We start from the raw sequence: 24,764 nt of genomic DNA, 5'->3' as shown, positions 1-24,764 counted from the left end.
CATGAGCCGGCACAAAGACAACCGCCCCGTGCTCGTGTCCGGCGGCGGCATCGGCGGGCTCGCCGCGGCGCTGGCGCTGGTGCGCGAGGGCTACCGCGTGAAGGTGATCGAGCAGGCCGGCCAGATCGGCGAGATCGGCGCGGGCATCCAGCTCAGCCCCAATGCCTTCGCGGCCTGCGATGCGCTGGGCGTTGGCGCGAACCTGCGAGCCAAGGCGGTCTACACCGAAGAGATGGTGATGTTCGACGCCATCGACGCGAAGCGCGTGGCGGGCATCTCGCTGTCGGAGCGCTTCCGCGAGCGCTTCGGCAACCCCTATGCGGTGATCCACCGTGCCGACATCCACGGCGCGTTGCTCGAAGGCGTGAAGGCGACCACTGAGGGCATCGAGTTCCTCACCTCGACCAAGGTGGTGCACATCGAGCAGGACGAAGGCGGCGTGACGCTCATCGATGCCCAGGGCGGCCGCCACGAGGGCCAGGCCGTGATCGGCTGCGACGGCGTGCGCTCGGCGGTGCGCCAGCAGTACGTGGGCGACAGCATCCGCGTCTCGGGCCATGTGGTGTTCCGCGCTGTGGTCGACACGGCTGACTTTCCCGAAGCGTTGCGCTTCACAGCGCCCTGCATCTGGGTCGGCCCCAACTGCCATCTGGTGCATTACCCGCTGAAGGGCGGCGACAAGTTCAACATCGCCGTCACCTTCCACAGCGACCAGCCCGAGGAATGGGGCTCGATGGACGGCGACCCGGCCGAAGTGCAGCGCTACTTCCGCTCGACCTGCGAGCGGGTGCAGCAACTGCTGCGCATCCCGAAGGCCTGGAAGCGCTACTCCACGGCCGACCGCGACCCCATCGAACAATGGACCTTCGGACGCGCCACGCTGCTGGGCGATGCGGCACACCCGATGGTGCAGTACCTGGCCCAGGGCGCGTGCATGGCCTGCGAGGACGCGGTGACGCTGGGCCTGGCCCTGCGGCGCGAAGGCGGTGACTGGACACGAGCGCTCGCGCTGTACGAGCGATCCCGCGTCGCCCGCACCGCGCGGGTGGTTCTGTCGGCGCGGGAGATGGGCCGCATCTACCACGCCAAGGGCGTGGAGCGGCTGGTGCGCAACAGCATGTGGACCGGCAGGCCGCAGGAGCGCTTCTACGACGCGCTCGAATGGCTCTACGGATGGACCGCCGCGAGCTGCCTCGCCGACAGCGACGGGGCTGGCGCGTGAAGATCGACTCGGCATCCATCGAGGCGGGCGGCGGCGGCGCGGCCGCTGCGACGATCGACATACCGGCCCTGATCGACAGCCACCCAGTCAGCGCCTTCCAGAAATGGATTCTTCTGCTGGTCGGCTGCGCGGTCGTCATGGACGGCTTCGATGTGCAGGCCATGGGCTTCGTCGCGCCCGCCATCGTGCAGGCCTGGGGCATCGAGAAGGCCTCGCTGGGCCCGGTGTTCGGCGCCGGCCTGCTCGGCATGCTGGTCGGCTCGCTGGTGCTGAGCATCTGCGCCGACCGCATCGGCCGGCGCCCGGTACTGCTGGGCGCCACGGTGTTCTTCGCGCTGTGCATGCTGGCCACCGCCTTCGCGCACACGCTCGACCAGTTGCTCGCGATGCGTTTCATCACCGGCATCGGGCTGGGCGGCATCATGGCCAACGCGAGCGCGCTGGCCAGCGAGTACAGCCCGCAGCGCCGGCGCGTCACGCTGATGATGTGGGTGTCCTGCGGCTTCACCGGCGGCGCGGTGCTGGGCGGGTTGATTTCGGCGGTGCTCATCCCCTGGGGCGGCTGGCGGTCGGTGTTCGTCTTCGGCGGCGTGGTGCCGTTGCTGATCGCCGCGCTCATGTGGCGCTACATGCCCGAGTCGATGCAGTTCCTGGTGCTGCGCGGGCGCAAGCTCGACCGCGTGCAGCAGTGGCTGGGCCGCATCGCGCCCGGCGCGCCCGCCGGGCCCGGCACGCGCTACGTGGTGCACGAGGCGAAGCAGGACGGCACGCCGGTGGTCGAGCTTTTCCGCGCCGGACGCGGGCCGGCCACGCTGCTGCTGTGGGGCATCAACTTCATGAACCTGCTCAACCTGTTCTTCCTGGCGAACTGGCTGCCCACCATCGCGGCCGGAGCAGGCTACAGCGCGAGCACCGCCGTGCTGGTGGGCACGCTGCTGCAGGTGGGCGGCGTGGTCGGCACGGTGGCGATGGGGCCGCTGATCGACCGCGTGGGCTTCTACCGCGTGCTGGTGCCGGTGTTCGCGGTGGCGGCGGTGGCCATCGCGGTCATCGGCCAGCCGGCGCTGCCCTTGCTGATGTTGCTCGCGGTGGTTGCGGTCAGCGGCTTCTGCGTGGTCGGCGCGCAGCCGGCGCTCATCGCGCTGGCCTCGGGCGTCTACCCGACGACGGTGCGCGCCACCGGCATGGGCTGGAGCCTGGGCATCGGCCGCGCGGGTTCCATCGTGGGGCCGGTGCTGGCGGGCTGGCTCATCGCCCTGCACTGGAGCAACAGCGCGCTCTTCTTCGCGGCGGCCGTGCCGGCGCTGCTGTCCTGCGCCATGGTGCTGTGCATGGGGCGATTGAAATTCACCGGCGCCACCGCGCGCCAGGCATCTTCCGGAGCAACGAAATGACGAAAACGATGAACAACGCCCAGGCCCGCAGCGGCCTGGTCCTGGCCGCGCGCGTGCTGATGGCGGTGATCTTCCTGGTCGCGGGCGTGCGAAAGCTGCTCACCTACGGCGCCACGCTGGGCTACTTCGGCAAGCTCGGCATTCCGCTGGCCGACGTGGTGCTGCCGCTGACCATCGCGCTCGAAGTGGGTGGCGGGCTGCTGCTGATCGCGGGCTGGCAGGTGCGATGGGTGGCTTCGGCGCTGGCGCTCTTCACGCTGGCCTCGGCCTTCGCCGCTCATGCCTTCTGGGCGGCCGACGCGGCCCAGTTCGCCGGCCAGCTCAACAACTTCCTGAAGAACGTGGCAATGGTCGGCGGCTTCCTGGTGCTCATCGCCTACGTCTCCACTGTCGAGCGCGGGGCCGGCTCCAGGGGGTGAGCGGAAAACTCCTTTCCGTTTTCCGCCATTGAGCGAGGGGCGAGCCGGCGTATCGTGGATGCCCCGGCGCGAGCCGGGCGGCAGACAGATCCGTTCGAGCAAAGACCCGAGACACAGGCCAAAGCCATGACCACACCCTCGTTCATCTACACCAGCGCCCCCCAGCGGGTGGTTTTCGGCGCCGGCTCGCTGCAGCACCTGGCCCGCGAGATCGATGCGCTGGGCGCGCGCCAGGCACTGGTGCTTTCCACGCCCGAGCAGCGCCCGCAGGCCGAGCGCGTGGCCGACATGCTCGGCGCCCATGCGGCCGGCGTGTTCGACCGCGCCGTGATGCATGTGCCCATCGAGACCGCGCGCGAGGCGAGGGAAGTGGCCACCAGGCTCGGCGCCGATTGCGCCGTGGCCATCGGCGGCGGCTCCACCACCGGCCTGGGCAAGGCGATCGCGCTCGACTCGGGCCTGCCGATCCTGGCGATTCCGACGACCTACGCGGGCTCCGAGATGACGCCGATCTACGGCATCACCGAAGCCGGCATGAAGAAGACCGGCAAGGACTTCCGCGTGCTGCCGCGCACCGTGATCTACGACCCCGAGCTGTCGCTCGGCCTTCCCGTGGGCATGAGCGTGACCAGCGGCATCAACGCCATCGCGCATGCGGCCGAGGGGCTCTATGCGGTCGATTCGAATCCGATCATGGACCTGATGGCGCAGGAAGGCATCGCCGCGCTGGGCCGCGCGCTGCCGGCCATCCGCGCCACGCCGAAGGACCCGGCCGCCCGCGGCGACGCGCTCTACGGCGCATGGCTGTGCGGCACGGTGCTGGGCAATGTGGGCATGGCGTTGCACCACAAGCTGTGCCACACGCTGGGCGGCAGCTTCAACCTGCCGCATGCCGAGACCCACACCATCGTGCTGCCGCACGCGCTGGCCTACAACGCCGGGGCTGCGCCCGAAGCCATGGCGAAGATCGCGAAGGCACTTGGGGGAAGCGGTGGCGCCGCGCAGGCCGTGTACGACCTGGCGCGCGACAACGGCGCGCCGGTCGCATTGCGCGACATCGGCATGAAGGAAGCCGATCTGGACCTGGCCTGCGAGCACGCGCTCAAGAACCAGTATCCCAACCCGCGTCCGCTGGAGCGCGCGGCGATCCGCGCGCTGCTGCAGAACGCCTGGGAAGGCGTGCGGCCCTGAGGCAATGCCAATGCGTCAGGGGCGTGCCGTGACCGGCAGGCCAGCCTGCTGCGTGAACGAGACGCTGGGCTTCTTGTAGGCGGCGGGCACTTCGTCGCGGTAGAAGGCGCGGCGGTCCAGGCTTTGCAGCGGGTTGTTGGCGGCGGCCACGGCCTGCTCGCGCACGGTGCTGCGGTCGAGCGTGGACTTGAAGGCCACGGCGCCTTCGGCGACGGTGTCCGAATAGGGGTTGCCTTCGCGCGCCGCGGCCACGGCTTCGGCCTTCACGTCGGTGCGGCTGGCGGAGGAGGTCAGGGGCTGCACGCCTTCATAGGCTTCGGCGTGCGCGCCAGCGGCGCCCAGCATGGCGAAGGCTGCGGCGAGGGCGGATGCGGCGATGCGTTGCTTGTTGTTCATTGCGGGATTCCTTTCGAGCGATTTGGGCCGATCAGAGCGGCAGTGCGTCGCCGCGGGCTGCAGCGCGTGCTGCCGCACGCACGGTGGCACGGTCGACCGTGCTGGCCACCATCGGGGCCACGCCCGACGAAGCGGCTTCGGCGTACGGGTTGTCGTTGTGCGCGGCGGCGACAGCTTCGGCGCGCACCGCGGCGCGGCTGGCCGACGAGGCGATCACCGGAGCGGGGCCGGCGCTGGCGCCATCGGCGTAGGGGTTGTCGGCGCGCGCGGCAGCCACGGCTTCGGCACGTACGTCTGCACGGCTGACGGACGAGGTGATCGGATGCACGCCTTCATAGGTTTCGGCGTGGACCGCGCCCGCTGCGCCGAGCATGGCGAATGCGATGGCGGAGAGAGCGGCGATGCGTTGCTTGGTGTTCATGATGCGAGTCCCTTTGCTGACTGGTGTGGGCGGCGGACATTCGTCGTTGCCACGGGATGCAGTGTGAAACCGCATCGCGGCCGGCGCTGTGCGTTTGCGCACCGCTTTCGGCGATTGTTCAGACAGGGGCGGCTGCCGCGTGCTGTCCGTAGAGCACCGCCAGCGGCTCGGAGCGGCCGCGCACCGTGAGCGTTTCGGCCGCGCCCATGGCGTGCGCGACACCGGCCTTCTCGGCCGCGAACAGCGACACAACGAGGCGTGACGCCGCGGTCTTCGAATGATCCTGCAACCGGCTCGCGGTGTTGACCACTTCGCCGATGGCGGTGAAGGTGGTGGTCTCCAGGTAGCCCACTTCGCCGACAGCCGCGCGGCCCGCGTGCAGGCCCATGCCGAACTCCAGCCGCTGGCCGAACTGCGCCTCGAAGCCTTCGCTCCATGCGTCCATGCGCTGCCCGATCAGCTCGGTGGCGCGCAATGCCTGCCTGCACGCGGTGGGCAGGTCGCAGTCGAGGCCGAAGATCGCCATCACGCTGTCGCCGATGAACTGGTTGGGCACGCCGCCGCTTTCGCGCACGGCCGCGCCCACGGTGGCGAAGTAGCGGTCGAGCACGTAGGCGAGGTCGAAGGGCCACTGCCGCTCCGACAGGCCCGACCAGCGCCGCAGGTCGACGAAGAGGATGGCCACGTCGCGCTCGCGCCCGAAGCTGCCGACCGGCGCGGGCCGGCCCTCGTTGGGCAGCGGCGCGAACAGCGGCGTGACCTCGATGTCGCCGCGCGGGCGCAGCTGGCAGGCCAGCCGCACGTCGGCCGGCGCGCGCACCCGCTCGAGCGTGCGCCGCTCGTCGCGGCCCGGCTCGCCGATGTGGTCGGCAGGGCCGGCCACGCGCACGCGGCAGGTGGAGCAGCGCGCCCGTCCGCCGCAGATCGACACATGGTCGATGCCGTGGGAGCGGCTCGCCTCCAGCACGCTCCAGCCATGCGGAACATGCACCGTGCGGCCCGGGTAGCGCAGCGCCACCTGCGGCTGGCGCGACCAGCGCGCGAGGCCGTTGCGGCCCCAGCGCGCTGCCAGCAGCGCGACCAGCGCCAGCCCGTAGCCCCACTTGATCGCGTTCTCGGCCGCGCCCAGCGCCTTGCCCTGTTCGGTCGTGGGGAGGGCGGTCGGCGGCACGCCGGTCCACTGGAACTCGCGCCCCATCGAGACGAAGCCCATCGCGGCGGTCAGCGGAAGTACCACCGCGACGGCCAGCAGCAGGTGCGAGAAGCGCCTCCATACCGGCTTGGCCCGCAGCGCGAAGTGCAGGCCCAGGCAGCCGTGCGTCCAGGCGGCCAGCATCATCAGCAGCTGTGCTGCCGCGCCCTGCCAGTCCCAGAGGCCCCAGACCACGCGGGCATACGAGCCCTCGATGCCGTAGGCCAGGTAGGCGCCGCGCATGGCCGTGAGGTGCGTGGCCAGCAGCAGCGGCAGTGCGAAGCCCAGCGCCACGCGCAGGCCTTCGAGCGGGGGCATGCGCAGCGTGCGCCGCTCCCACAGGGCGACCACCGCCAGCGCCAGGTGCGTGGCGGCCGCGCCATACAGCAGCGCGGTGCCCGCCAGGGTGTGCCAGAAGGCCTGCACGCCGCGCAGCACGGTCTCGGCGGCGGCGAAGGAATAGATGCCCAGCGAATGGTTCAGCAGGTGCGCCGTGACGTAGGCCATCAGCACCAGCCCGCTCGCCCAGCGGAGATTGCGCCGTGTGGGCGGTCTCAGCGAAAAGGTGTCGGCAGCAACGGCTTTGGGGGAACGTCTGTCCATGAACGGGTTCGAAGCGGCACCCGAGCATAATGCGCGCGCCCCTACCGTCCCCCGGCATGGCCAAACCCGAACCTACCCCCCGCTCCAGCCTCGCGCTGCGCCAGATCGCGCTGCTCGAAGGCCTTTCCGACCAGCGGCTGGACCTGCTGGCCCAGCAATGCCTGTGGCACAGCGTGGAGGCCGGCAAGCCCCTGCTGCTGCGCGCCGAGCAGCAGGGCGAGGTGTTCCTGCTGGTCTCGGGCCGTGTGCGGGTGACGACCTACTCGGCCAACGGCCGCCAGGTGACCTTCCGCGACTCCGAAGCGGGCGAGCACTTCGGCGATATCTCCGCAATCGACGGCGGCCCGCGCTCCGCCGACGTGGTCACGCTGGAGCCCAGCGTGGTCGCGAGCCTCGACCGCGCTTCCTTCATGGCCCTGCTGCGCGACGAGCCCCTGGTGGCCGGCCGGGTGATGCTGCGGCTGGCGACGCTGGTGCGGCAGCTCTCGGAGCGGGTGATCGACCTGAGCACCCTGGGCGTGCAGAACCGGCTGCATGCCGAGCTGCTGCGCCTGGCCCGCGCCGCCGGCGTGGAGGGCAACCAGGCCCGGCTCGACCCGGCGCCCAAGCACGCGGCGCTGGCCAGCCAGATCAGCACCAACCGCGAGCAGGTGACCCGCGAACTCAACGTGCTGGCGCGCAGCGGCGTGCTGCGCAAGGACGACAAGGCCCTTCTGGTCGCCGACGTGGCCCGCCTGGAGGCGATGGTCTCGCAGGTACGCGGCGACGCCGGCTGAGCCGGAAGGCGATCAGTTCCAGCGGCCCTTGGTGCCGCCGAGAGAGAAGCGGCCAGCACCCAGCAGCACCACGGTCAGCGCGCCGAACAGGTACAGGCCCTGCAGTTCCAGCGCCCAGCCGCCCTGCTTGGTCAGCGCGAAGAAATCGGCCATGTGCACGAGGCCGAAGGCCACCAGCATGTTGATGACCACCACGCCGGCGGCGGCGCGGGTGTAGAGGCCCGCGATCATCAGCAGCGGCGCGACGATCTCGCCGACGTACACCAGGTAGGCGATGCCGCCCGGCAGGCCGGCCTTGGCCAGCATGCCGGCGATGAAGCCCACGCCGGCCGAGATCTTGAAGATGCCATGCAGCAGCACCAGGAAGCCGACCGTCACGCGGATCAGCAGCTTGCCGGAATCGTCCAGCGTGGAGGGGGAGAGGGCGGACAGCGGCGACGCGATCGGCGCACGCGGGGTGTTGGCGGCGGTGGCCTGGGTGTTCATGGCAGATCCTTGAAGGGTGGAAACGGTGGGTCCGCCGCGGAATGCGACGGTTGCGGTTCCAGTGTGCGGGGCTGCGGAAACGCGGAATGTGCGTTTACGCACATGTTTCAAGCATTGGCTGCGGTGCAGTCCCTTTCGTGGAACACCGCGGAACCGGCTTTGCCGGGCCGCAGGTGTTGCCCCCGGTAGGGGGTTGGCGCAGCGACACGAAGTGCGCGAAGCCTGGGGGCGAGCCTAGAACCTGCCTGTCCACTTGCGCTCGTAGTCCATCTTGCGGAAGTGGGCTGCCATGAAGTCGATGAAGCTGCGCACCTTGGCCGACAGGTGCTTGCGGCTCGGGTAGGCCAGGTTGATCGTCAGGTGCGGCAGGTCCCAGTCGTCCAGCGTGGGCACCAGCCGACCGGCCACGATGTCGTCGTAGACGATGTAGGTGGGCTGCACCAGGATGCCCATGCCGTCCAGCGCGGCCGCGCGCAGCACCTGGCCGTCGTTCGACTCCAGCAGGCCCGTGACCGACACCGTGTGCGTCTCCTTACCGCGGCGAAAGCGCAGCTCGTTCGGGTTGTTGGCATGGGTGTAGATCAGCAGCTTGTGCCGCTTCAGCTCGTCCAGCGTCTTCGGAAAGCCGTGCTGCGCGAAGTAGCGCGGCGAGGCCGCGAGGATGCGCCGCGTCTCGCCGAGCCGGCGGATGGTGACGTTGGAGTCGGGCTCGAACTCGCGGGTGCGGATCGCCACGTCGATGTTGTTGTCGATCAGGTCGAAGTAGCGGTTGGCCGCCTCCACGTGCACCGTCACGCCCGGGTAGCGGTCGGTGTACTCGCGCAGCAGGGGCGCGATGTGGTGGATGGAGAACGACAGCGAGGCCGTGACGCGCAGCGTGCCCGTCGGGTTGAGCGCGGTGGCGTTCACCGCCGATTCGGCGTCCGACAGGTCGGCCAGGATGGTGCGGGCGCGGCCGCAGAACTCGCGCCCGGTGTCGGTGAGGTACAGCCGGCGCGTGTTGCGCTCGACCAGCCGCGCGCCCAGCCGTGCCTCGAGCGCGCTCAGGTGGCGGCTGGCGGCGGCGTTCGAGAGGCCCAGCGCCTCGGCGGCGCGGCTCAGGCTGCCGGCATCGGCGATCTGCACGAGCAGGGCGATTTCGGTCCAGCGGTCCATGGGTTGTGTGTCTCCGAGACTTGCGGGCCGATCCTGGGCTGAACCGGGGCCCGGACGCCTGCAGGCAGGCTGGCGATTCTATGTGCCGGGGAGTGCAGGGGATGGCGGGTTGGTCAGGTGCCGTTAGGACTGCAGCTTTACAAAGGGAGGCAATGAATTCCTGGCTGATCCCTCCCGGCGCCCGTCCGGCGCCCGCGTTCGCGCGGCATCTTTCCCTGAATGGCGCGGTCGTCGTCGCGTTGCTGGCGCTGGTGGTGCTGTGGACGCTGCCCATGGCAACGTTCTACGAGACGCCGCCCTGGGACAACGTCGAGGAGCTCTTCTGGGGCGGCAGCATGCAATGGGGCTACTACAAACACCCGCCGCTGCCGAGCTGGCTGATGGGCCTGCCGGTACTGCTGGCCGGCCGCCAGCCCTGGCTGACCTATGCCGCCGGCGTGGGCTGCGGCGTGGGCGCGCTCTACATCATGTGGCGCTGGTCGCTGGGCATGATGCCGCCGATGCGGGCGGCGCTCGCGGTGCTGCTCGGCTCGCTGGTGACCTACCACGTGCAGCGCGCCACCATCTTCAACCACAACACCGTGCAGCTGCTGCCGATGGCGGGCTACTGGTGGATGCTGTGGCGCGTGCTGCGCAGGCCTTCGGCAGGCGGCCGCTTCGATTGGCTCTGGCTCGGCGTGTTCGCGGCGCTGTCGATGCTCACCAAGTACAGCGCGCTGGTGCAGTTCGCGGTGGGCGCGGGCTTCATCCTGCGCGAGGGATCGTGGCGAGACGCGCGCGTGCGCCGCGACCTGCTGCGCGCAGGCGGCGTGGCGCTGCTGCTCATGGCGCCGCATCTCGCATGGCTGTTGCAGCACGGCGACCAGACCATCGGCTATGCGCGGCATTCGGTGCATCCGTCGGGGCCGCTGCTGAAGCATGTGCACCCGCGGCCGCTTCGCATCCTGCTGGTGCAGGTCGCTCGCCTGTCGCCGATGCTGCTGTTCGTCGCGTGGGCGTGGTTCACGCGCGAGCGCGGCACGGCGCAGGAGAAGACGCCGCAAGGCGGCTTCGACCGCCGCTTCCTCGCCTGGGCCACCTTCGGGCCGCTGTGCCTGGTGCTGGCGATGTCGGTGCTGCTCAACATGCGGCTGGTGGCTTCGTGGCTCAGCACCTTCTTCCTGCCGGTCGCCCTGTGGACGGTGATGAAGGTGCCGGGCCTGGAGGCCGAGCGCTGGACGCGGCGCCGCCGGGTCGGCACGCTCCTGACGGCCGCCGTGCTCCACATCGCCGGATCGTTCGGCCAGGCCTGGGTCGATGGCGTCTGGAGCGCGCGCCATGGCTACATCACCCGCGCCAACCTGCCATCGGGGCAGATCGCCGAAGCCGTTCAGGCCGTGTGGCATGAGCGCGCCGGCGACCGTCCGCTGAAGCTCATGGTGGGCGACACCTGGTTCACCGGCGCGGTGGTGCTGCACATGGACCCGGCCGTACAGCTGCTGATCGACGGCGATCCCCGCACCTCGCCATGGCTGCCGCCCGATGCGCTGGCGCGCGAGGGCGGCATGGTGCTGATCCTCGACACGCCGGAGTTCCGCTCCGAGGGCGCGCTGCTGGAGCCGCTGCTGGCCACCGCCAGCTGCTCCGGCAGCCTGCGCCTGCCCTGGGCGGGCGAGGACGATGCGCGCAGTGTGCGGGTGCGCTGGGGCATCCTGCCAGGCAGCGATGTGCAGGAAGAGCTGCGGGGCTGCCTGCCGGCGGCTGCGCCCTGATGGCTGCGAGGAATCTCTTGGGCTCAGACGCGGCCGACCCGTTGACTCTGGCGATCAAACGAAGAGCCGCGACCGGCAATGCTGGACTCAGTCCGGCAAATGCGGGCGATCACCGCTTGACGAGGTCGTGCAGCGCACAGCGACTTACCCGGACAAGTTCGGCACTGCGAATCTGCAGAGTCGAATCATTCCGCCCCGTGCCGCAATAGATCGTTTCCATTGCCGTCACTCCCGAATCGACGACTACCCGTGCCCCGTTGATCGGCAAGGGTACGACGCCTCCCGGGACCATCGCGAGGAACTGTGCCAGTTCCATGTCCGTTGCCATGTGGAGATCCGCTCTCCTTACGCCAAGTGCATCGGCGATCTTCTTGTAGTCCGCGCGCTCGGCCGCCCGCATGGCGGCGATCGCGTAGCGATCGCCCGGCAGGCGGAAGGCCAGGCTCTTGACCATCGCATCGGGATCGAAGGGAAGCAGGCGCTGCGCTTCAGCGAAGCTCACCACGGCGTCGTGGTCGTGCACTTCGAAGATCGCATCGCTCGACGTCAGGAAGGAATGTATGGCCGGGCTCATCGCATCCAGGGTATCGAGGAACCGGGAAGCCGATCCGAGCCGTGGTTGCCGTACTCGCGGACACTCATGGCGCACCTGCCATGCCGAGGCCAAGACGCAGCACGGCCACAGCAACGACGCCCACCAGGATCGTTCCGAGAAGCGGAAGGCGGACCGAGGCCACCGCCGCCAGCAGGCCCGCCAGCGTTTCCGGCCAGCCGGTGACCAGCAGGGTCGGCGCGATGATCGTGACGAACATGACGGGCGGTATGGCATCCAGGGCTGCTTTCGCGCGGCCGCGGACGGCGAACCGATCCCCGCGCACCAACAGCATGCCGGCGACCCGGGTGAGATAGGTGACGATGGCCATCGCCGCGATCGCCTCGAGGGTTGTCGCGTGGAACGTCATGCGGGCTGCGGCTCCTGTGCTTGCTCCGGCCGCGCCGCGAAGTAGGCCACCGCGATGCCGGCCATGGCGCCGGCCATCACGTGCCACGGCGCACCCAGGGTGTGGAACACGGCCGCCGACGACAGGCCGCTGGCGGCGATGGCAAAACCGGTGCGCCGCCACCCCATCCAGAACCTGGCCGTCATGCCGATGAACAAGGCCGCCAGCGCGAAGTCCGCGCCGATCTGCCGGGGATCGCCGAGATAGGCGCCCAGCCACGCGCCGGCCATGGTCGCACCAGCCCACGCGGCCGTGAAGACGAGCGCCAGGCCCATCCAGTAGGACCAGGTGACCGGCAGGCCCGCGCGCGCACGCTGCTCTGCGAATCCCCATGTCGGATCGGTGAGCAAGGCCAGCGCCACGCACATGCGCAGGCGCGTCATGCCGGCCTTCGCGAGCTTCGGAACGAGGGTCAGGCTCATCAGCGCGTGGCGCACATTGATCAGCAAGGTGGACAGCAGGATCGGCCCGAGCCTCGGCCCGTCGTTCGCCCACAGCTGGACCGCCGCGAACTGCGATGCGCCCGCGTTGACGAGCAGTGACATCCATCCGGCCTCCGCGGCGTGGATGCCCTTGGACCTGCACAGGGCTCCGAGCAGCAGGCCGATCGGAACCGCGACCATCACCGCAGGCAGGATGTCCCTTGCGCCTTCGGCGGCTGTGGCGAGCGAGGAGGGGCGGCGATCCGGCGGAGCCGCGGATGAGGCGGGGCCTTCGCGCGGCCTCATTTCGACACCCCGTCCCTGTAGGCACCGGGTGTCACGCCGACCCTGGCCTTGAAGACGCGTGTCAGGTGGGCCTGGTCCGCAAAGCCGGTTGCCGACGCCACGGCGATCGGCGCTTCTCCCCGGCGCAGGCGGCGCTTTGCCGCCTCGATGCGGCGGCCGACCAGATAGGCGTGCGGTGTGGTCCCCGCTTCATTGCGGAACATGCGGATCAGGTGGAACCGGCTCACGCCGACTTCGCCGGCGAGGTCGGCCAGGCACACGTCGCTCGACGTGGCTTGATCTTCCAGCATCGACTTGACCCTGGACACTCGCTGCTGCTCCCGGCCTCGCGGGGCCTCGGGGCGGAAGCGCTCGGCGTGTCGCTCGAGGCAGCAGGCATAGGCCAGCAGCAGCGCTTCCTCCGTGCCCAGCGACCAGCCATAGGTCTCCAGTGCCAGGTGCGCGGCCACCAGGCGAGTGGCCGCGGCGGGGTCCCGGATCACCCGGCACCGGAAATGCGGCTGGACTTCATGGCCGGTGATCTCGGCCGCCAGGCGCTGAACGAGCGACGCGGAAGGGTAGGTCACCCGGTAGCTGTAGCCCGTGTCGTCATGGGGCGTCCCGTCGTGCACGTCTTCCGGGTTGAGCAGCGTCAGGTCTCCCGGGCTGGCGCGATGCCGCGTACCTTGAAGCCACAAGGTGCCACAGCCCGAGGTGATCGCTCCGATCACGAAAGTCTCGTGCGCATGCAGGGCATAGCGGTGCTTCCTGAAGGTTGCGGTCAGGCAGTCCACCCGTTCCTCGCCTGTCATGCACCCCGAGGTGAAGAAGCGTGCGTCGTCCCGCAGCGCGTTGCGGGATCGGAGGCCATCAGGCCCGAGTGCTTCTTCACGGTGTCCGTCTTCTCGCATGAAGCCATTCTTGCAGCGCAGGAAACGCCTGTCTTGAAGAAAATTGACATGCCTGATCCGGCATGATGACCACATCATCGAGACCCGCAACGCACGTCATCGGCTCGCGCGCGGCAGCGCAATGACGAAGAAGCGCGCCAGATCGGATGACCCCGGAAGGAGCACCAGTCATGGAAGCCCCCAGGCAACCGCCATCGATCTCACCGCCTGCAGCGATCGCCTATGCGATCGGCCTGCCGCTGGCCTTGCTCGTCCTGATCTTCCTGCCCGCAGGCTCCATCGGCTGGCGACCTGGGTGGGTGTTCCTTGCAGTGCTGCTTCTTGGGTTCGGTGTCTCGGCGCTGGTGCTCGCGCGAGTCAACCCGATGATCTATCGTGCACGCAGTCGCTTCCAGCCGGGGACGAAAGACTGGGACAAGGCGCTGCTTGCGGTCATCCTGCCCGCGATGGTGGCGATTCTTCCCGTCGCGGCGCTCGATGCCGGGCGCTATCAGTGGTCACCAGTGCCGGCCTGGGTCATGGTGGTGGGGCACGTCGCGTTGCTCGCCGGGATCGCAATGACCGCTTGGGCACAGGCCGTGAATCCTTTCTTCGAGCCCGGCGTTCGAATCCAGTCGGAGCGCCATCAGTGCGTGATCGATGTGGGGCCTTACCGGTTCATCCGGCATCCGGGGTATGCCGCGGCGCTCGCACTGTTCTTCGGCATGGCGCTCGCGCTGGGCTCGCTGTGGGCGCTCCTGCCCGCCGCGCTCGCTTCGGCGTTGCTGGTACTGCGAACCTCCTGGGAAGATCGCCTGTTGCAGGCAGAGCTTTCCGGGTACGCGGACTATGCCGGTCGCGTGCGCTGGAGGTTGCTCCCCGGCCTGTGGTGACAGCGGCCGGAAGCGGTGAGCGCGTCTCCCCGATAGCCAGCCAGCCGCAGACGGAACGCCGCCACAGGGCGAACGACCTTTCCGCTGCACGGAAAAATCATTTGCGCCCGGGGTGCTTCAACCGGCGCGGCGAGCGGCCTACAGTCTGGCGAAGTCGAAGTTCGACCGGACAACTTGGAGACAGCCACGATGCGCAACCTCAACCAGGACAACATCACGCAGGCCGTGCTCGCGCGCTTCGCCGACACGCCTGATCCGCGCTTGCGCGAGATCTTGACCAGCCTGGTGCAGCACCTGCACGCCTTCGCGCGCGAGGTGAAGCTCACCGAGGACGAGTGGTTCCAGGGCATCCAGTACCTCACGGCCACGGGCCGGAAGTGCGACGACAAGCGGCAGGAGTTCATCCTGCTGTCGGACGTGCTGGGGCTCTCGATGCTCACCATCGCGATGAACAACGACAAGCCGGCCGGCTGCACGGAGGCCACCGTGTTCGGCCCCTTCTATTTCGATGGCGCGCCCGAGTACGAGCATGGCGACGACGTGGCCAACGGCGCCGAGGGCGAGCCCTGCGACGTGTTCGCCACGGTGCGCGGTCTCGGCGGCGAGCCGGTGGCGAATGCGGTCGTCGATGTTTGGCAGGCCGATGCGGGCGGGCACTACGACGTGCAGCACGCGGGACTCGACCACGCGGAGAACCGGGGCACGCTGCGCACGGGGCCCGACGGCTCGCTGCACTTCCGCAGCGTGGTGGCGGTGGCGTACCCGATCCCGGTCGACGGGCCGGTGGGCGACCTGCTGCGCGCGACGAAGCGCCATCCGTGGCGGCCCGCGCACCTGCATTTCAAGATCGAGGCGCCGGGCTACGAGCGGCTCATCACGCACGTGTTCCGCGAGGGCGATGAGTACCTCGACTCGGATGCCGTGTTCGCGGTGCGCCAGTCGCTGGTCGCGCCTTGGACGAAGCAGGACAACGGCCGCTGGCGGCTCGACTTCGACTTCGTGCTCAATCCGCTGAAGCAGGGATAGCGGCTGTTCTGCAGCGGACGGAGTAGTCCCCTGGCGGGCGCGGCCGGCACCGTCCTGCTACGCTCGGCAGGCCCGCCGCGATGGCGGGGCTTGTGCGGCTGCTTCCTCCCTCCATGGCTTTTCCCCTGATCACCGACCCGTACTTCTACGCGGTCGCCATTCCCGCCGTGCTCCTGCTCGGCATCAGCAAGAGCGGCTTCGGCGCGGGCTTCGGCTCGCTGGCGGTGCCGATGATGGCGCTGGCCGTCACCGTGCCGCAGGCGGCGGCGATCCTGATGCCGCTGTTGCTGCTGATGGACGTGCTGGGCCTTGCCGCGTTCCGGCGCGACTTCGACCGCTCGCTGCTGAAGTTCCTGATTCCCTTCGGGCTGCTGGGCACGGTGATCGGCACGCTGCTGTTTCGCATGCTCTCGGCACACACTGTGGCGGGCATCGTCGGCGTGTTCACGCTGCTCTTTCTGGCGCAGCGCCTGCTGTTTCCGCCGAAGCCCGACGATCCGCTGCCCTCGCGCGGCGTCGGCGCGGTGCTGACCACGGTATCGGGCTTCACCAGCTTCATCGCCCACGCGGGCGGGCCGCCGATCAACGCCTACGTGATTCCGCTGCGGCTCTCGCCGGTGATCTTCACGGCCACCATGGCCTACTTCTTCTTCGTGGTGAATCTCAGCAAGTGGATTCCCTACGCGTGGCTCGGCCTGCTCGACTTCCGCACGCTGGCCACCTCGCTGGTGCTGATGCCGATCGCGCCCTTCGGCGTGTGGGTCGGCATCCGCATCGCGCGGCGCATCGATGCGACGTGGTTCTATCGCTTCGTCTATCTCGGGATGTTTCTGACCGGCCTCAAGCTCGTCTATGACGGCTTCCTGGCCTGAGGCCGGCGAAGCGAGGCCTTTTCGCGAACACCGCGGAACCGGCTTTGCCGGGCCGCAGGTGTTGCCCCCGGTAGGGGGTGGCGTAGCGACACGAAGTGCGCGAAGCCTGGGAGCGAGCCTAGAACTCGACGATGGATTTGAAGCCGCCGAAGATCATGCGCTTGCCGTCGAAGGGCATGGACTTGGGGTCCATCCCGGCGATGCGCGGGTCTGCCATCACCTTCGCGTTGACCGTGTCGCGGTGCTTGCGCGACTTGTAGACGATCCACGAGAAAGCGACGGTCTCGTCGGGCTTCTGCTTCACGCTCTGCGGAAATGAAGTGAGCTTGCCCGGCTTCACGTCGTCGGCGATGCACTCCACGTATTCGAGCGCGCCGTACTCCATCCACACCTTGCCGGCCTTGCGCGCCAGCTTGCGATAGGCCTCGACGTTGGCCGTGGGGATGGCGATGATGAAGCCGTCTACATAGCGAGCCATGTTTGTTCTCCTGAAGAGTCTGTGGAACCGTTGAAGAAAGAAGACCGGCGGCTGCATGGCACGTTGCCGCTCATTGCGATGCCGCCGTTCCCTGGGGTGCCGCTGTTTCTTCGTTGTTCTGCATCTGCCCCGGCATGGCGGAGCGAAGCAGCAAGGCACCGAGCAGACCCGCCACCGCCGCGAACACGGCGCCGACGAGGAACGCGAGGTTGTAGCCGCCCGTGAGCGCCAGCGGCATCTGCGCGCCGGCGGCCTCCATCGACGCGGTGCGCGCGGCCGCCGCGCTGGCCAGCACGGCCAGGCCCAGCGCGCCGCCCATCATGAACGAGGTGTTGACCACGCCCGAGGCCAGGCCGGAATCGGAAGGGCTCACCTCGCTCATCGCGGCCAGCAGCACCGGGTTGAAGGCCATGCCCGCCCCCAGGCCCAGCAGCATCATGCCGGGCAGCACGTCGACCACGAAGCTGCCGTTGACCGGCGCGCGCGCGAACAGCGCCAGCCCGATGGCCGCGAGCCACAACCCGGCGGCCAACGGCTTGCGGATGCCGAAGCGCATCACGATCTTCGCCGAGAGGCCCAGCGAGAACACCGCCATGATGATGTTGGCCGGCAGGAAGGCCAGGCCGATCTGCATTGGCGTGTAGTTCAGCACCAGCTGCATGTAGAGCGCCGAGATGAAGAACCACGCGAACATGGCCGCGGCCCACAGCACGCCGACCACGTTGGCCACCGACACGCTGCGCAGCTTGAACAGGCCCAGCGGCATCAGCGGATGCTGCACCCGCGATTCGATGGCGATGAAGATCGCCAGCAGCACCACGGCGGCGCCGAGCAGGCCGAGCGTCTGGGTGGAGCCCCAGCCGGCCTCGTTGCCGTTGACCACGCCGTACACAGCGAGCATCAGCGAGAGCGTGACGGTGATGGCGCCGGCCACGTCGAGCTTCTCGCCGTGCGCATGGCCGCGCGCGCTGGGCAGCAGCGCCACGCACAGCGCGTACACCGCGATGCCGATGGGCAGGTTGACCAGGAAGATCCAGTGCCAGCTCAGCGTGCTGGTGAGCAGGCCGCCGAGCAGCACGCCGATGCTGCCGCCGCCGGCGCACACGAAGCCGTACACGCCCATCGCCTTTGCGCGGTCGGCCGGCTCGGTGAAGAGATTCATGATGAGCGAGAGCGACACGGCCGACACCACCGCGCCGCCCAGGCCCTGCACCGCGCGCGCCGCCACCAGCAGGCCCTGCGAGGTCGAGACCCCGCAGGCCAGCGATGCCAGCGTGAAAAGCACCAGGCCCGCGAGGAACACGCGACGGTGGCCGTACAGGTCGCCCAGCCGGCCGCCCAGCAGTAGGAAGCCGCCGAAGGTCAGCATGTAGGCGTTCACCACCCAGACCAGCGAGGTCTCGGTGAAGCCCAGGTCGGTACGGATCGAGGGCAGCGCCACGTTCACGATGGTGGTGTCGAGCACGATCATCAGTACGCCGAGGCACAGCACCATCAATGCGAGCCAGCGCTTGCGGCTGTCGAGTTGGTTGGTCATGGGAAGCGGGTTTCTTGGAGTGGACAGGAAGCGGCTCAGACCAGCGGCTTGCCGCCGTTGATGAGCCACGGAGTGCCGAAGCGGTCGGTCACCATGCCGAAGCCTTCGACCCAGAAGGTCTTCTCGAAGGGCATGCCGACATGGCCGCCCTCGGCGAAGGCGTCGAACACGCGGCGGGCCTCGGCCACGGTCTCGATGGTCAGCGCGACGCCGAAGCCCTTCATGCCTTCGTACGGTTGGCCAGGCATGGAGTCGGAGGCCATGAGGATGCCCTGGCCGTAGGCGAGCGAGGCATGCATGATGCGCTTCTTCGCCTCGGGCGGGAACTGCTCGGTGTCGGGCGCTTCGCCGACGGTCATCATCATCTGCATGGTGCCGCCCAGCGTCTTCTCGTAGAAGCGCATGGCCTCGGCTGCGTTGCCGTCGAAGGTGAGGTAGGCGTGGATGTGGGGCATGATTTTTCCTTTCGGGAATTACTTTTCGGTGGCGGCCTTCAGGTTGGCAAGGCCCGTCTCGAAGTCCTTGCCGATCATCTGGTCCATGTTGAAGAAGATGCCCATGAGCTTGGCGACGTAGGGGCTCGGGCCGTACATGGCCCAGGTGACCTGCGTCGCATTGCCCTGGGGCTGCAGCGTGAATTCGGCCGTGTTGTGGCCTTCGAAGGGCTTGATGAAGTCGAGCTTGATCGCGACCTTCGACGAAGGCGCCGACTCGACGATCTCCATGCGGCCCGCGCCGGCCTTGTCGTTGCCTTCCCAGGCATAGGTCGCGCCCTTGCCGCTCGCGCTGCCGCCGAAGCTGCGCTTCATGGCGGGGTCGAGCTTCTCGTAGGGCGACCAGGCGCCCCAGCGGTGGAAGTCGTCGATCAGCGGAAAGATCTTCTCGGCCGGCGCCTCGATGCGCGCGGTGCGCTCGACGCGGAAAGTGTCGGGCCGGGTGGCCGCGAAGATCAGCATCGCGGCGATCGCGAGCACGATGACGAGGGCGATTTTCTTGAGCATGGCGGGGCTTCCGGGAGATTGGCGGCGCGGGCGGGTGCGATCAGGCAGGCTGTGCGACGACCAGCAGCCAGCCCACGCCGAAGCGGTCGGTCAGCATGCCGAACTTGGAGGTGAAGAAGGTCGGGATCAGCGGCTGCATGATCTGTCCGCCTTCGGCCAGCGCGTCGAACCACTTGACGGCTTCGGCGTCGGTGCTGGCGGTGAGGGCGAGCATCACGCCCTCGAACTTCGGCTGGCCCGAGCAGCGGCCGTCGGAGGCCATCAGCTCGGTCTCGCCGATGCGGAACACTGCGTGCATCACTTTCTCGGCATCGGGCGTGCCGCCGGCGCAGCCGGCTTCGGCATTCTCCGAAGGGTCGCCCGCGGGTGCTTCCTTGTAGCGCATGAGCTGGGTGACTTCGGCGCCGAGCGCCTTCCTGTAGAAGCCGAGCGCTTCGTCGCAGCGGCCTTCGAATGAGAGATACGACTGGACTTTCATGACGATTCCTTTGGACTGAAGAGGTGACTCGGAGGCCCCCGGTGTCTCGGGCCGCAAACAATCGGATTACTTTGTGTACACCGTCCACAAAGAATAGCAGAGATAATGGACAGTGTCCACATGGAGAAGCGATGAAGCTCAACAACGTCCCCGAGAGCCTGCCGCCCGCCCGCAGCACGTATCGCCACGGCGATCTGCGCCGGGCGCTGCTGGAAGCAGGCATCGAACTGGCCCGCGACGGCGGTCCCGACGCGGTCGTGTTGCGCGAGGCCACCCGGCGCGTCGGCGTGGTGCCCAACGCGGCCTACCGGCACTTCGAAAGCCGGCAGGAACTGCTGCTCGCGGTGCGCGAGGCAGCGCTGGCCGCGGCGGCGCAGGCGATGGAAAAAGAACTGGCGGCCCAGCCCTGCGACCAGCCCCCCGCCGACTTCGCGCGCGGGCAGGTGCGCGCCATCGGCACCGCCTACCTGCGCTTCGCCCAGGCCGAGCCGGGCCTGTTCCGCACGGCCTTCGTGATCTCCGACGAGGGCCGCGGCGAACTCGGCCCAGGCAAGGCCGGCGAGAGCGGGCTCGATCCGTTCCAGTTGCTGGGCAAGGCCATCGACCGGCTGGTGGATGCCGGCGTGCTCGATGCGGCGCGGCGCCCGAACGCCGAGTACTGCGCGTGGAGCGCGGTGCACGGGCTGGCGCTGCTCATCATCGACGGGCCGCTGCGCGAGATCCCGCCCGAAGCGGCCTACAAGCTGGGCCAGCAGCTGATCGACATGGTCGAGCGGGGCCTGTGAAGCCCGCGACCGCTGCTACAGATAGATCTTCTGCAGCAGCCGTATCAGCGTCTCGCGCTCCCGCGCCGTGAGCTTGGCGCTGGCATCGGCTTCCAGCTGGATCACGGTCTGCTCCGCCTCGCGGATCAGCGCCTCTCCGGCCGCCGTGAGATGCAGCCCGACCGCGCGGCCGTCATGCGGATGAGGGCGGCGTTCTATCAATCCCCGGCTGTCGAGCGTCGCCACCAGGCTCACGAGGTTCGGCGGCAGGATGTCCAGCGCGTTGCACAGCTGCCGCGAAGTGGCGCCGGGGTTGTGCGCCAGCAGCGACAGTACCGAGAAATCGATCTGCTTGAGCCCGTAGGGCGCCATGCGCTCCGCGAAGAAGGCGCTGACGATCAGCCAGGCTCGGCGGGCGTTGTAGCCGACCAGGGTTTCGAGCATGCGCGCATCGAGCCGGTCCGGCTTGCCTTGCGGCGCCGCGGCCTGCTCGCCTTTGGCGGGAGCGGATTTCGGGGTGGAGGCCATGGCCCGAGCGTAACCCCGCCCGGACGCCCGCGAACGCCCGGAGTGGCTAGTTGGAGACACCGCCACCGGGCGCGGCCGCATGGGTCAGCGCCACTGTTTCGCAGGCCTTCTTGACGATGCCCATCCGCATCTCGAATTCAGGCAGCACCCAGCGCCTGAAGGCGGCCGCCACGCGCGCCTTCTCCGCGTCGCCGGGCGAGGCCGTCTCGATGCGTGCCCAGGCCCACGCCAGCATCGCGAGCATGGTCGAGCGCAGGTAGTCGTCGGCCACCTCGTACGGCAGCGCCGGGTCGGCATGCGCAGCCATGGCCACGGTGGTGCCCAGGTAGCGCAGCTGCGCCAGCCGGCGCTGCACGTCGGCATCGGCCTCGCGGGAGGCGTCCAGCGTGTCGCGCAGCTCCAGCAGCACGGCCGACATGGCGGCGCCGCCGTCGGGCAGCACCTTGCGCACGAGCAGGTCGATGGCCTGGATCTCGTTGGTGCCCTCGTAGATCATCGTCACGCGCGAGTCGCGCACGATCTGCTCGATGCCCCATTCGCGCACGTAGCCGTGGCCGCCGAACACCTGCAGGCATTCGCTCGCGCCGTGGAAGGCCTGGTGCGTGCACGCGGTCTTGAGCACCGGCGTGACCAGCGAGCACCAGCGCTGCGCGCGCTCGCGGGCCTTGGGGTCGGCGTCGTGCGCGGCCACGTCGAGCATCAGCGCGCTGCGGTAGGCGATGGTGCGCGCCCCGTCGATCCAGGCGCGCTGCGTGTCGAGGATGCGGCGCACCGCCGGGTGCTCGGCGATCAGGTCGGCACTCTCGCCGCCGCGGCTCGCGGGCACCGGGCCCGGCGCGCGCATCTGGCGGCGCTCCGCCGCGTAGGCGTCGGCTTTCTGCCAGGCCGCGTCGAGCAGGCCGATGCCCTGCAGGGCCACGTGCAGGCGCGCCGAATTCATCATCACGAACATGGCGGCCAGCCCACGGCCGGGCTCGCCGACCAGCCAGCCGGTGGCGTCGTCGAAGCGCATGCTGCAGGTGGGGCTGCCGTGCAGGCCCATCTTTTCCTCGATGCGCTCGCAGTGCACCGCGTTGCGCGTGCCGTCGGGCAGCAGCCTGGGTACCAGCGCCAGCGACAGGCCCTTGGGGCCGGCCGGCGCATCGGGCAGGCGGCACAGCACAAGGTGGACGATGTTCGGCGTCAGGTCGTGCTCGCCGCCGGAGATGAAGATCTTGCTGCCGCTCACCCGCAGGCTTCCGTCGGCCTGCGGCACGGCGCGCGTGCGCACCTGTCCCAGGTCGCTGCCCGCGTGCGCCTCGGTGAGGCACATGGTGGCGAGCCATTCGCCGGTGGCGATCTTCTGCAGGTAGCGCTGCTTCAGCTCGTCGCTGCCGTGGTGCTTGAGGCAGGCGTACGCGCCGTGCAGCAGACCGGGCGCCATCGTGAGGCCGTGGTTGGCGGCGGCCAGCCACTCGTAGAGCACCGCTTCGAGCACCGCCGGCAGGCCCTGGCCGCCGTCTTCCGGCGCGGCCGAGAGCGCGGGCCAGCCGCCGTCGACGAAGGCCTGGTACGCCTCGCGAAAGCCAGGCGGCGAGGTGACTTCGCCATTGGAAAAACTGCAGCCCGTTTCATCGCCGGCCCGGTTGATCGGCGCGACCACTTCGCCGACGAAGCGCCCGGCCTCCTCGAGCACCTGCGAGTGCAGCGCCTCGTCGACTTCGGCAAAGGGCGCGAGCGCGGCAAGGCGCGCGGGCGCATCGAGCACCGCGTTCAGCAGGAAGCGGACGTCATCGGGGCGGGGCTGGTAATCCATCGGAGGCTCGGTAACTGGCTAGATATCAGGGCGTGGGCAGCTTGCAAGCGAAGCTGCCTGCGCGCTCGGCGTCGCCGCCTGTGTAGGTGGCGACCTGCGGATAGGGGCACAGCGGCCGCGTGCGTTGCGCGGCCCAGCCGGCAGGCACTTCGGCATTCGGCACCGGCGTGCCCGCGCCGCGTGCCGAGGCGGTAACGGATGCGGGCGCCTTGCCCTGCTCGACCCAGTCGACCAGCGCGCTGAGCATGTCGAACTGGTCGGTGGCCGGACCGCCCGCGCAGTGGTTCATGCCGGGCACCGGGAAGTAGCGCGCGAACGAGGAGGCATCGCCGCCGTTCGCGGCGCGCACGCGCTCGTACCAAGCTTGGGTGTCGTCGGACGAGAACACCGGGTCGCTGGTGCCGTGGTAGACGATCATGCGGCCGCCGCGCTCGCGCAGCGCGCCCAGGTTGGCCGCGTCGGGCGGCGTCATGAACGACAGCGCCGACTCGCGGAACACGCCGTCGGTGGCGGCGATGCGCGGCGCGTCGCGGTCCATGTCGAAGCCCAGCGCGAAGGGCAGGCCCTGCGGCCGGTCGGCCAGCGGCGGCGTGCTGAAGATGAAGCCGACCGCGCCTGCGTCGCGCGTCGGCGGGCTCGCGAATTTCCATTCGCGCCAGTTGGCGCCGCTCACGCCCGCGTCGAACGGAAAGCCGCTGTAGATCGGCTGGCCCGCGCTGTTGCGCGCGCCCTTGAACACGTTGGCGAGCGCGTTCTTCTGCGGCGCGCTCAGGCACATGGCGTCGCGCGTGCCGGCGGCGCAGGTCGGCACGTCGCGCTGGATGTCGAAGCGCGTGCGGCAGGCGTTGACGTCCGACACGATGCCGTCGGCAATGCCGTCGAGTGCATCGCAGCGCTGCAGCACCTTGTCGGCCACCAGCTTCAGCTCGGCAGGCGTGAAGGCGCTCTGCAGGTCGGGCTGGCCCGCGGGCGTCTTCGCGCTGGCCACCGCCGCGTACTGCTGCGCGCCGTAGAGCTGCGCCACCGCCGCCTTCGGCAGGTTGAAGCCGGGGTCGCCCGCGAGCACGCCGTCGTACTGGCCGGCCGAGCGCACGGCCGCCACCATCGCATGCCGGCCGCCGTTGGAGCAGCCGCCGATGTACGAGCGGTCGGGCCCGCGTCCGTAGGCCTTGGCGATCAGGTTCTTGGCCATCGGCGTGAGCTGCGCTACGGCGTTGTAGCCGTAGTCGAGCCGCGCCTGCGGGTCGAGTCCGAAGCGCGGGCCCATCGAGCCCGCATGGCCGGCGTCGGAGCTGATGACCGCGAAGCCCATCTGCAGCGCGCTGCTGCGCGGCCCGCCGCCGCCGATGCCGCCAAGCGCGGGCACCACTACACCGTCGAGCCCGCCGTTGGCCTGGTAGAAGAAGCGGCCATTCCAGGCGACCGGCAGCCGCATCTCGAAGCCGATGGCATAGCGCTGGCCATCGACGGGGCTGGTGCGCTCGTTCATGCGGCCCTGCACGAGGCAGTGCGCAGGCGCAGCCATCGGGACGCCGCCGACCGTGACGGTGCCGGCCGCCACCTCGGTGGCCGATGTGTAGATGGTGCCGGGCAGCACCGCGCGGGCCGCGAGGTCGGTGCAGGCCTGCAGCGTGCCGGGGCGCGCGGCGGCCAGCGGCGCATGAGGCGCCGGAGGCGCGGTGGACCAGCTCGCGCAGGCCGCGAGCAGCGCGGCGGCGCCGAGCGCGGTCGCGCACAGGGCAGGGTGGAAGCGGCGTGGTGGCTTCTTCATGCGGTCGTCTCCTTGCT

At 69.4% G+C, this 24,764-nt stretch carries 27 protein-coding genes; 10 read left to right on the top strand and 17 right to left on the bottom strand.

Annotated elements, in window-relative coordinates; genetic code table 11:
* Position 1 precedes the first annotated feature (1 nt).
* From ABL843_RS26195 to ABL843_RS26180, 4 genes are all read left to right on the top strand, one after another.
* Positions 2–1,222 carry a 3-hydroxybenzoate 6-monooxygenase gene (locus ABL843_RS26195; protein WP_369660855.1) on the top strand — a complete coding sequence of 407 codons (1,221 nt, stop codon included), beginning with the start codon at positions 2–4 and terminating at the stop codon, positions 1,220–1,222.
* Entirely contained in the window at positions 1,219–2,616 is a 1,398-nt protein-coding gene (locus ABL843_RS26190) for an MFS transporter (RefSeq protein ID WP_418117844.1), read from the top strand. Before ABL843_RS26195 ends, ABL843_RS26190 begins: the two co-directional genes overlap by 4 nt.
* Complete coding sequence (locus ABL843_RS26185; RefSeq protein ID WP_418117843.1) at positions 2,613–3,035, top strand: DoxX family protein; 423 nt, start codon at positions 2,613–2,615, stop codon at positions 3,033–3,035. Before ABL843_RS26190 ends, ABL843_RS26185 begins: the two co-directional genes overlap by 4 nt.
* A gap of 126 nt (positions 3,036–3,161) precedes the next feature.
* Positions 3,162–4,226, top strand: a complete 1,065-nt coding sequence (locus ABL843_RS26180) for a maleylacetate reductase (protein ID WP_418117842.1) — start codon at positions 3,162–3,164, stop codon at positions 4,224–4,226.
* A gap of 15 nt (positions 4,227–4,241) precedes the next feature.
* Here the strand turns inward: ABL843_RS26180 and ABL843_RS26175 are convergent, their stop codons facing one another.
* The 3 genes from ABL843_RS26175 to ABL843_RS26165 form a co-directional block, all read right to left on the bottom strand.
* Positions 4,242–4,622 (bottom strand): alpha/beta hydrolase, encoded by a 381-nt coding sequence (locus ABL843_RS26175; protein WP_369660858.1) that lies wholly within the window; start codon positions 4,620–4,622, stop codon positions 4,242–4,244.
* Positions 4,623–4,653: 31 nt separating this feature from the next.
* Positions 4,654–5,043 carry a helicase SNF2 gene (locus tag ABL843_RS26170; RefSeq protein ID WP_126025598.1) on the bottom strand — a complete coding sequence of 130 codons (390 nt, stop codon included), beginning with the start codon at positions 5,041–5,043 and terminating at the stop codon, positions 4,654–4,656.
* Positions 5,044–5,161: 118 nt separating this feature from the next.
* Positions 5,162–6,838 carry an adenylate/guanylate cyclase domain-containing protein gene (locus tag ABL843_RS26165; protein ID WP_418117840.1) on the bottom strand — a complete coding sequence of 559 codons (1,677 nt, stop codon included), beginning with the start codon at positions 6,836–6,838 and terminating at the stop codon, positions 5,162–5,164.
* Positions 6,839–6,867: 29 nt separating this feature from the next.
* Between ABL843_RS26165 and ABL843_RS26160 the strand changes: the two genes are divergently transcribed.
* Entirely contained in the window at positions 6,868–7,614 is a 747-nt protein-coding gene (locus ABL843_RS26160) for a Crp/Fnr family transcriptional regulator (RefSeq protein ID WP_126025596.1), read from the top strand.
* Positions 7,615–7,626: 12 nt separating this feature from the next.
* Here the strand turns inward: ABL843_RS26160 and ABL843_RS26155 are convergent, their stop codons facing one another.
* The gene (locus ABL843_RS26155) at positions 7,627–8,100 is read right to left on the bottom strand and encodes a DoxX family protein (RefSeq protein WP_184640733.1); all 474 of its coding nucleotides are present in this window, start codon (positions 8,098–8,100) and stop codon (positions 7,627–7,629) included.
* Positions 8,101–8,334: 234 nt separating this feature from the next.
* Complete coding sequence (locus ABL843_RS26150) at positions 8,335–9,255, bottom strand: LysR family transcriptional regulator (protein WP_184640732.1); 921 nt, start codon at positions 9,253–9,255, stop codon at positions 8,335–8,337.
* Positions 9,256–9,407: 152 nt separating this feature from the next.
* Between ABL843_RS26150 and ABL843_RS26145 the strand changes: the two genes are divergently transcribed.
* Complete coding sequence (locus tag ABL843_RS26145; protein WP_418117839.1) at positions 9,408–11,006, top strand: glycosyltransferase family 39 protein; 1,599 nt, start codon at positions 9,408–9,410, stop codon at positions 11,004–11,006.
* A 109-nt stretch (positions 11,007–11,115) separates the two neighbouring features.
* Here ABL843_RS26145 and ABL843_RS26140 read toward each other — a convergent pair whose 3' ends face one another.
* The 4 genes from ABL843_RS26140 to ABL843_RS26125 form a co-directional block, all read right to left on the bottom strand.
* Positions 11,116–11,580, bottom strand: coding sequence for a YbaK/EbsC family protein (locus ABL843_RS26140; RefSeq protein WP_126025592.1), 465 nt, complete (start codon positions 11,578–11,580; stop codon positions 11,116–11,118).
* A gap of 64 nt (positions 11,581–11,644) precedes the next feature.
* Positions 11,645–11,968 carry an AzlD family protein gene (locus ABL843_RS26135; RefSeq protein ID WP_126025591.1) on the bottom strand — a complete coding sequence of 108 codons (324 nt, stop codon included), beginning with the start codon at positions 11,966–11,968 and terminating at the stop codon, positions 11,645–11,647.
* Positions 11,965–12,630 carry an AzlC family ABC transporter permease gene (locus ABL843_RS26130; protein ID WP_206169585.1) on the bottom strand — a complete coding sequence of 222 codons (666 nt, stop codon included), beginning with the start codon at positions 12,628–12,630 and terminating at the stop codon, positions 11,965–11,967. Before ABL843_RS26130 ends, ABL843_RS26135 begins: the two co-directional genes overlap by 4 nt.
* Positions 12,631–12,731: 101 nt before the next feature.
* Positions 12,732–13,625: an AraC family transcriptional regulator gene (locus ABL843_RS26125; RefSeq protein ID WP_369660864.1), complete on the bottom strand. Its 894-nt coding sequence runs from the start codon at positions 13,623–13,625 to the stop codon at positions 12,732–12,734.
* A gap of 170 nt (positions 13,626–13,795) precedes the next feature.
* Between ABL843_RS26125 and ABL843_RS26120 the strand changes: the two genes are divergently transcribed.
* From ABL843_RS26120 to ABL843_RS26110, 3 genes are all read left to right on the top strand, one after another.
* Positions 13,796–14,497 (top strand): methyltransferase family protein, encoded by a 702-nt coding sequence (locus tag ABL843_RS26120; protein ID WP_206169584.1) that lies wholly within the window; start codon positions 13,796–13,798, stop codon positions 14,495–14,497.
* Positions 14,498–14,686: 189 nt separating this feature from the next.
* Entirely contained in the window at positions 14,687–15,523 is an 837-nt protein-coding gene (locus ABL843_RS26115) for an intradiol ring-cleavage dioxygenase (protein ID WP_369660865.1), read from the top strand.
* A gap of 113 nt (positions 15,524–15,636) precedes the next feature.
* Positions 15,637–16,395: a sulfite exporter TauE/SafE family protein gene (locus tag ABL843_RS26110; protein ID WP_126025587.1), complete on the top strand. Its 759-nt coding sequence runs from the start codon at positions 15,637–15,639 to the stop codon at positions 16,393–16,395.
* A gap of 118 nt (positions 16,396–16,513) precedes the next feature.
* On the opposite strand, the gene ABL843_RS26105 is transcribed toward ABL843_RS26110, so the two are convergent.
* From ABL843_RS26105 to ABL843_RS26085, 5 genes are all read right to left on the bottom strand, one after another.
* The gene (locus tag ABL843_RS26105; RefSeq protein ID WP_126025586.1) at positions 16,514–16,873 is read right to left on the bottom strand and encodes a DUF1428 domain-containing protein; all 360 of its coding nucleotides are present in this window, start codon (positions 16,871–16,873) and stop codon (positions 16,514–16,516) included.
* Positions 16,874–16,943: 70 nt separating this feature from the next.
* A complete protein-coding gene (locus ABL843_RS26100) occupies positions 16,944–18,410 on the bottom strand; it encodes a DHA2 family efflux MFS transporter permease subunit (protein ID WP_418117838.1) in 1,467 nt (488 codons plus the stop codon).
* A 35-nt stretch (positions 18,411–18,445) separates the two neighbouring features.
* Complete coding sequence (locus ABL843_RS26095) at positions 18,446–18,865, bottom strand: VOC family protein (RefSeq protein WP_007833153.1); 420 nt, start codon at positions 18,863–18,865, stop codon at positions 18,446–18,448.
* Between the two features lie 18 nt (positions 18,866–18,883).
* The gene (locus ABL843_RS26090; RefSeq protein WP_418117837.1) at positions 18,884–19,411 is read right to left on the bottom strand and encodes an SRPBCC family protein; all 528 of its coding nucleotides are present in this window, start codon (positions 19,409–19,411) and stop codon (positions 18,884–18,886) included.
* Between the two features lie 40 nt (positions 19,412–19,451).
* The gene (locus tag ABL843_RS26085; RefSeq protein WP_418117835.1) at positions 19,452–19,889 is read right to left on the bottom strand and encodes a VOC family protein; all 438 of its coding nucleotides are present in this window, start codon (positions 19,887–19,889) and stop codon (positions 19,452–19,454) included.
* 131 nt (positions 19,890–20,020) lie between these two features.
* Between ABL843_RS26085 and ABL843_RS26080 the strand changes: the two genes are divergently transcribed.
* Positions 20,021–20,674 carry a TetR/AcrR family transcriptional regulator gene (locus tag ABL843_RS26080; RefSeq protein ID WP_126025581.1) on the top strand — a complete coding sequence of 218 codons (654 nt, stop codon included), beginning with the start codon at positions 20,021–20,023 and terminating at the stop codon, positions 20,672–20,674.
* A gap of 15 nt (positions 20,675–20,689) precedes the next feature.
* Here the strand turns inward: ABL843_RS26080 and ABL843_RS26075 are convergent, their stop codons facing one another.
* The 3 genes from ABL843_RS26075 to ABL843_RS26065 are packed head-to-tail and all read right to left on the bottom strand — an operon-like array spanning position 20,690 to position 24,747.
* A complete protein-coding gene (locus ABL843_RS26075) occupies positions 20,690–21,181 on the bottom strand; it encodes a MarR family winged helix-turn-helix transcriptional regulator (protein ID WP_369660870.1) in 492 nt (163 codons plus the stop codon).
* Between the two features lie 46 nt (positions 21,182–21,227).
* Positions 21,228–22,976, bottom strand: coding sequence for an acyl-CoA dehydrogenase family protein (locus tag ABL843_RS26070; protein ID WP_418117834.1), 1,749 nt, complete (start codon positions 22,974–22,976; stop codon positions 21,228–21,230).
* 25 nt (positions 22,977–23,001) lie between these two features.
* Positions 23,002–24,747, bottom strand: coding sequence for a tannase/feruloyl esterase family alpha/beta hydrolase (locus tag ABL843_RS26065; protein ID WP_418117833.1), 1,746 nt, complete (start codon positions 24,745–24,747; stop codon positions 23,002–23,004).
* Positions 24,748–24,764: the final 17 nt, after the last annotated feature.

The organism is Variovorax sp. 350MFTsu5.1, from assembly GCF_048302515.1.
Lineage (GTDB): Bacteria > Pseudomonadota > Gammaproteobacteria > Burkholderiales > Burkholderiaceae_C > Variovorax > Variovorax guangxiensis.
This window is presented reverse-complemented; position numbering and strand designations above follow the sequence as displayed.

What these genes read in the sequence shown, in the direction of transcription:
- ABL843_RS26105 (WP_126025586.1), bottom strand. Translation starts at nt 16,873, where the DNA reads ATGGCTCGCTATGTAGACGGCTTCATCATCGCCATCCCCACGGCCAAC.
- ABL843_RS26155 (WP_184640733.1), bottom strand. Translation starts at nt 8,100, where the DNA reads ATGAACACCCAGGCCACCGCCGCCAACACCCCGCGTGCGCCGATCGCG.
- ABL843_RS26140 (WP_126025592.1), bottom strand. Translation starts at nt 11,580, where the DNA reads ATGAGCCCGGCCATACATTCCTTCCTGACGTCGAGCGATGCGATCTTC.
- ABL843_RS26110 (WP_126025587.1), top strand. Translation starts at nt 15,637, where the DNA reads ATGGCTTTTCCCCTGATCACCGACCCGTACTTCTACGCGGTCGCCATT.
- ABL843_RS26195 (WP_369660855.1), top strand. Translation starts at nt 2, where the DNA reads ATGAGCCGGCACAAAGACAACCGCCCCGTGCTCGTGTCCGGCGGCGGC.
- ABL843_RS26185 (WP_418117843.1), top strand. Translation starts at nt 2,613, where the DNA reads ATGACGAAAACGATGAACAACGCCCAGGCCCGCAGCGGCCTGGTCCTG.
- ABL843_RS26125 (WP_369660864.1), bottom strand. Translation starts at nt 13,625, where the DNA reads ATGCGAGAAGACGGACACCGTGAAGAAGCACTCGGGCCTGATGGCCTC.
- ABL843_RS26095 (WP_007833153.1), bottom strand. Translation starts at nt 18,865, where the DNA reads ATGCCCCACATCCACGCCTACCTCACCTTCGACGGCAACGCAGCCGAG.
- ABL843_RS26150 (WP_184640732.1), bottom strand. Translation starts at nt 9,255, where the DNA reads ATGGACCGCTGGACCGAAATCGCCCTGCTCGTGCAGATCGCCGATGCC.
- ABL843_RS26065 (WP_418117833.1), bottom strand. Translation starts at nt 24,747, where the DNA reads ATGAAGAAGCCACCACGCCGCTTCCACCCTGCCCTGTGCGCGACCGCG.
- ABL843_RS26170 (WP_126025598.1), bottom strand. Translation starts at nt 5,043, where the DNA reads ATGAACACCAAGCAACGCATCGCCGCTCTCTCCGCCATCGCATTCGCC.
- ABL843_RS26120 (WP_206169584.1), top strand. Translation starts at nt 13,796, where the DNA reads ATGGAAGCCCCCAGGCAACCGCCATCGATCTCACCGCCTGCAGCGATC.
- ABL843_RS26075 (WP_369660870.1), bottom strand. Translation starts at nt 21,181, where the DNA reads ATGGCCTCCACCCCGAAATCCGCTCCCGCCAAAGGCGAGCAGGCCGCG.
- ABL843_RS26115 (WP_369660865.1), top strand. Translation starts at nt 14,687, where the DNA reads ATGCGCAACCTCAACCAGGACAACATCACGCAGGCCGTGCTCGCGCGC.
- ABL843_RS26130 (WP_206169585.1), bottom strand. Translation starts at nt 12,630, where the DNA reads ATGGTCGCGGTTCCGATCGGCCTGCTGCTCGGAGCCCTGTGCAGGTCC.
- ABL843_RS26085 (WP_418117835.1), bottom strand. Translation starts at nt 19,889, where the DNA reads ATGAAAGTCCAGTCGTATCTCTCATTCGAAGGCCGCTGCGACGAAGCG.
- ABL843_RS26145 (WP_418117839.1), top strand. Translation starts at nt 9,408, where the DNA reads ATGAATTCCTGGCTGATCCCTCCCGGCGCCCGTCCGGCGCCCGCGTTC.
- ABL843_RS26180 (WP_418117842.1), top strand. Translation starts at nt 3,162, where the DNA reads ATGACCACACCCTCGTTCATCTACACCAGCGCCCCCCAGCGGGTGGTT.
- ABL843_RS26165 (WP_418117840.1), bottom strand. Translation starts at nt 6,838, where the DNA reads ATGGACAGACGTTCCCCCAAAGCCGTTGCTGCCGACACCTTTTCGCTG.
- ABL843_RS26135 (WP_126025591.1), bottom strand. Translation starts at nt 11,968, where the DNA reads ATGACGTTCCACGCGACAACCCTCGAGGCGATCGCGGCGATGGCCATC.
- ABL843_RS26175 (WP_369660858.1), bottom strand. Translation starts at nt 4,622, where the DNA reads ATGAACAACAAGCAACGCATCGCCGCATCCGCCCTCGCCGCAGCCTTC.
- ABL843_RS26100 (WP_418117838.1), bottom strand. Translation starts at nt 18,410, where the DNA reads ATGACCAACCAACTCGACAGCCGCAAGCGCTGGCTCGCATTGATGGTG.
- ABL843_RS26070 (WP_418117834.1), bottom strand. Translation starts at nt 22,976, where the DNA reads ATGGATTACCAGCCCCGCCCCGATGACGTCCGCTTCCTGCTGAACGCG.
- ABL843_RS26080 (WP_126025581.1), top strand. Translation starts at nt 20,021, where the DNA reads ATGAAGCTCAACAACGTCCCCGAGAGCCTGCCGCCCGCCCGCAGCACG.
- ABL843_RS26090 (WP_418117837.1), bottom strand. Translation starts at nt 19,411, where the DNA reads ATGCTCAAGAAAATCGCCCTCGTCATCGTGCTCGCGATCGCCGCGATG.
- ABL843_RS26160 (WP_126025596.1), top strand. Translation starts at nt 6,868, where the DNA reads ATGCGCGCGCCCCTACCGTCCCCCGGCATGGCCAAACCCGAACCTACC.